The sequence below is a fragment of the Chryseobacterium sp. VD8 genome (assembly GCF_037149975.1).
Lineage (GTDB): Bacteria > Bacteroidota > Bacteroidia > Flavobacteriales > Weeksellaceae > Chryseobacterium > Chryseobacterium indicum.
In genome coordinates, this window is the sequence record NZ_JBBCQL010000308.1 from 1 (window position 1) to 4,284 (window position 4,284).

At 34.1% G+C, this 4,284-nt stretch carries 6 protein-coding genes; 5 read left to right on the forward strand and 1 reads right to left on the reverse strand.

The window, feature by feature from the left end; genetic code table 11:
- Positions 1-22: 22 nt before the first annotated feature.
- Positions 23-391 carry a MerR family transcriptional regulator gene (locus WFK35_RS21035; protein ID WP_290261138.1) on the reverse strand — a complete coding sequence of 123 codons (369 nt, stop codon included), beginning with the start codon at positions 389-391 and terminating at the stop codon, positions 23-25.
- Positions 392-489: 98 nt separating this feature from the next.
- On the opposite strand from WFK35_RS21035, the gene WFK35_RS21040 reads away from it, so the two are divergent.
- From WFK35_RS21040 to WFK35_RS21060, 5 genes are read left to right on the forward strand one after another with little or no spacing between them, the layout of a single operon-like run.
- Positions 490-1,299, forward strand: coding sequence for an SDR family oxidoreductase (locus WFK35_RS21040; RefSeq protein WP_336734477.1), 810 nt, complete (start codon positions 490-492; stop codon positions 1,297-1,299).
- On the forward strand, positions 1,289-1,489 hold the full coding sequence (locus WFK35_RS21045; RefSeq protein WP_336734479.1) for a hypothetical protein: 201 nt from the start codon (positions 1,289-1,291) through the stop codon (positions 1,487-1,489). Before WFK35_RS21040 ends, WFK35_RS21045 begins: the two co-directional genes overlap by 11 nt.
- A 10-nt stretch (positions 1,490-1,499) precedes the next feature.
- On the forward strand, positions 1,500-2,447 hold the full coding sequence (locus WFK35_RS21050; RefSeq protein ID WP_336734481.1) for a hypothetical protein: 948 nt from the start codon (positions 1,500-1,502) through the stop codon (positions 2,445-2,447).
- Positions 2,448-2,453: 6 nt separating this feature from the next.
- Positions 2,454-3,164, forward strand: coding sequence for a hypothetical protein (locus tag WFK35_RS21055; protein ID WP_336734483.1), 711 nt, complete (start codon positions 2,454-2,456; stop codon positions 3,162-3,164).
- Positions 3,165-3,167: 3 nt separating this feature from the next.
- On the forward strand, positions 3,168-3,758 hold the full coding sequence (locus WFK35_RS21060) for a hypothetical protein (RefSeq protein ID WP_336734485.1): 591 nt from the start codon (positions 3,168-3,170) through the stop codon (positions 3,756-3,758).
- The last annotated feature ends 526 nt before the right edge of the window (positions 3,759-4,284 follow it).

The window sequence follows — 4,284 nt, forward strand, 5'->3', positions numbered from 1 at the left end:
CAAAAGATGGAGTTTTTAAAAATCAGCACTCCCCATTCCGGATCACCTCCTTTGCATACGCCAGTTTTTCCTTTAGCTGCTGCATTTCCTCTATTTTTGCATCGATCTGGGCAATCTTATCATCCATCAGCTTAATTTTGTCTTCTGTATTCAGGCGGTCTTCAAACCATGCATCCATACAGTCCTTAATTTCTGCCAGAGTAAACCCCACAGATTTGGCTTCCTTTATAAAATCAAGCTTTTCGATAACCTCCTCAGAATAATACGTGTAGTTGTTGCTTTTTATCGTTTCATCTTTTTCACCCGCAATTAAACCGCTTTTTTCATAAAAGCGGATCGTTCCGATTGGGATTTCCGTTGCCTTCGAAAGCTGGTTGATTAAATACTTCATTGTTAAATTTTCGTTAAAATTAAAACCATACAGTATACTATACACTTTTAGGTTTCAAAAGTAAATATTAATTTCGTTTCAACAAAATCTAAAAAACGATGTCAAAAACTATTTTCATTACAGGAGCTTCTACCGGGCTGGGTAAAGCAACGGCAAAACTATTCGCAGAAAAAGGCTGGAACGTTGTCGCAACCATGAGAACCCCCGAAAACGATACAGAACTCTCTTCCATTCCCAACATCAAGGTGATGAAACTGGATGTTACCAATCCGCAGGAAATCAAAGAAGTCGCTGAAAAAGTAATTCAGGACGGTGTAGATGTCGTATTCAACAATGCAGGATACGGATTAATGGGACCTTTGGAAGGACTGTCCGAAGAACAGATCAGCAGACAGTTAGAAACCAATTTATGGGGCGTGATCCGCACAACACAGGCATTCATCCCCTATTTCAGAGAACATAAAAAAGGATTGTTTTTAACCACCACTTCCATTGGCGGTCACGTTGCATTCCCTTTAGCCTCATTATATCACGCTACAAAATGGGCTCTTGAAGGCTGGTCAGAAAGCATGGCATTTGAACTCAATCCTTTCGGAATCACCATCAAAACCATTGCGCCGGGCGGAATTTCCACCGATTTTGCAAGCCGTTCTCTCGATATGGGAGCCCATCCTGCCTATCAGGAAATGACAGAAAAAGTCTGGGAAGTCTTCAGAGATCCCAACAGAATTTTCCAGTATTCCACTCCGGAGCAGATTGCTGAAGTTGTGTATGAAGCAGCAACAGACGGTAAAAACCAACTCCGTTACTTCGCAGGAGAAGATTCCAAACAGACCATCGCACTCCGCAGACAGGTCGGAGATCAGGTATTCTTCGAAGAAAACAAAAAACGCTTTTTTGAAAACTAACAAAAACAGACCGGACTTTACAAATTGTCCGGTTTTTTATTTAATTTTTATTTTCTTTGCTGTAGAAGTTAAAAAACAGGGCTACAATCCTGTAACACAGGAAACGGCTGATTATGTAAGAAATGAATTGTTTGTGGAAAAGGAATTGATAATACGAGAAGATTATAGATTATTTTTGAGTGAATTTTAAAAACACAACCATGGAAAAAGAAAGTATTATCACCATCAGCCAAACCCATCAGGAAGCTGATTTTAATTGGGCAATAAAGCGTTATTTACCAAATTTTAAAGATGGAAAGTCTACAATTATTGGTGTGCAATTTCCCTGGAAAAAAATATTTGAAGATGTCAAAAATTTTAATGAAATTTCACAGAACATAACCGACTTATACAATGAATTTACAGGAGGAAATTTTTTCAAAAGCATAAATTACACGCCACAGTTTAGGGATGTTTTTATTCTAAAAACAGAACAGTTTTCCGGTTATTATTGGATTGAATTTATTTTTACTAAAAATAAATGGAACCTTAAAACAAAAAATTACTCTTGGGAAAATGAAACCTTTGTCTATGCAAACGGATTAAACAAAAAAGACGATTTTATAGTTTCTAAAATATCTTATGAAGTTTTATTTTTCTCATTTAGAAATCCAGTGAAAGATGAAAATGGTTACAGAAAAAGGAAATACCGCTTACCTGTTTACATCAATGATGAAGACTTTTCTCAAAGTAATTATATCTTTTATTTTAGTAAAAGTGATGGTTTAAGAAGAGATCTGAGAGTAAGAAGTGTTCGTTTATTAATTGATAAAGATTTTGATTATTATTTGCATATTTGTTCAAATGAATTTTCTGAAAGCTCTGGAAGAAACCTAGATTTTGTTAATCAAGGACAAATTCCGCTAAAAATTTTATTTCAATACCTAAAAACAGTTCATGAAAATAATACATTTGGCTATTATGGTGGCGGTGCAATATTAGATCTTCCACAAACACATTTTATCTTTAAAATTAAAGAAAAATTACATAAAGCAGGTATATTATCAAATTCAGACAAAAAAAATTACGAACTTGAAAATTTAAAAGCACTTGAAAATATTATTTTGGAATGGATTGATAAGGTTATTGAATTTCAAAAACAAAATTAAAAACTAATGAACTACAAAATCATACACAACGAAGAAAAATTACAGCAATTCATAGACTGGCTTCCAGAACTACTGCCCAATGAACAATATTATGTTGCCCTTCTCGCAAGAAAAAAATACAACCCCGAAACAGGACTGAAAGCCGATAAAGCACAGTTAAAACGATTTACCTCAACCAAAGAAAGACTGCTTCAGAAAATCAGGCAGCTCGAAATTCCGGCAGGCTTGTACGAATCCGGAAATACCGAAGTTTCGCAGGATAACCTCGCTATTTACATCACTCCCAACCCGCGCGACCTTCACAATGCTTCATTGTTTTTAATGAAAGAAATTTCGGAAAAACTCATCCGGAAAGATAACGCCATCAATCCCCATACGTTGGCTTTAAATCTTATTCAGACCACCACTTCACGAAAAATATTCTTTGATCTTGATATTGATTTCCGTATAAAAAACCATCAACAAGCCATTGATAAATTCAGAGAAGACATTGCAGACTGCTTAAACCCAGACTGTCTTACCTTTATTAAAACCAATGGTGGACTGCACTGTTTAATTAAATTGGACAACATTCTGAAAGAACACCAGAAAAGCTGGTATCAAAAAGTTTCACAGCTCACCTGCGAAGAATATGAAGTCACCATGAATGGCGATAACGTTTTACCAATGGCAGGCTGTTTTCAGGGAATTGATTTTTCACCCTATTTTTTAGATTAAATTATGTGTACCCCCAATACAGAACTACAATTCTGCACCTGTACTGAAGGAAACATAAATGACATAAAAGACATTTACATTTGGTCTTTATACCGTTATCATGGCTCCCGGGAATCATTAATACGCGGAAAAGTTATGATGCCTGTAAAAGATTTTGAAAACGGAATCTCAGCAGAACACATGACATCCAAACTTAATCATGGGAACATTTTCGATTTCGATTATACTCCTCAGGAAAGAGATACAATTCATATCAGTTTTAATGCTAAAAACAGAGCAGAATACAAATATTTCACCTTAATCTTTACAGATGGAGTTTGGCAGGAGGGACGAAATCCTTTGTTCGTAAGTATTGAAAAAAATATTGCCAAAGGAGAAGTAAAAGTTTTATACAAAGAAGAAAATGAGTTTCTAAACCATTGCGAAAACTTAAAACCCCAATACGGAATCGAAATCCCCGAATCCGTTAAAGTTAGATATGCCAACCTTAAAGACGATTCTAAGGATCCTGTTTATTCAGCCATAAAAAACTTTAAAGAATATAAAATTTTATACACAGGAATTTGTAAAGTATGTCGTAGAAACTTATTTTAAAATTTATCCTGATGAAAATTCCGATAGGTTACAGGCAATGATTGATTCAGCGCAAAATAAATTTTCTATATTGGAAGAGAAATTTATTTCGGAAACAGAAAACTTTGCTTTTCTTAACAGATGCTTTAAGGATCTTGACAAAAACCTCGAAAAATGTTTTTTTATAACGATTCCTTTCGAAAACAAAGAAACACATCTTTTTATTAATAGTAATTTAATCGGAAGAACAGGTTTTAAAAGCAACAGAAATAACAGATATTTTAAGAATAAATCTCAAAAAATAAAATTTGAAGATTTTGAACTTTTTAAAGATTATTAAATGACCATACAAGACCTAAATTAAAGAAGCTTCTGGATTTTATACTTATGATGAAGAGGAAAAACAATCAATGAGATTGAGAAAACGAAATAAAAAACTTAACAGAAATTTTGCTGTCAGAAAATTTAACAGTATTTTTACTGTCAGAAGATTAAGACAATAAAAACACTGTTAAAATGAAAACAAATTGGAAATCACCTGATATTA

Coding starts and splice junctions, on each gene's coding strand:
- WFK35_RS21035 (WP_290261138.1), bottom strand. CDS start 391: ATGAAGTATTTAATCAACCAGCTTTCGAAGGCAACGGAAATCCCAATC.
- WFK35_RS21040 (WP_336734477.1), top strand. CDS start 490: ATGTCAAAAACTATTTTCATTACAGGAGCTTCTACCGGGCTGGGTAAA.
- WFK35_RS21050 (WP_336734481.1), top strand. CDS start 1,500: ATGGAAAAAGAAAGTATTATCACCATCAGCCAAACCCATCAGGAAGCT.
- WFK35_RS21055 (WP_336734483.1), top strand. CDS start 2,454: ATGAACTACAAAATCATACACAACGAAGAAAAATTACAGCAATTCATA.
- WFK35_RS21060 (WP_336734485.1), top strand. CDS start 3,168: ATGTGTACCCCCAATACAGAACTACAATTCTGCACCTGTACTGAAGGA.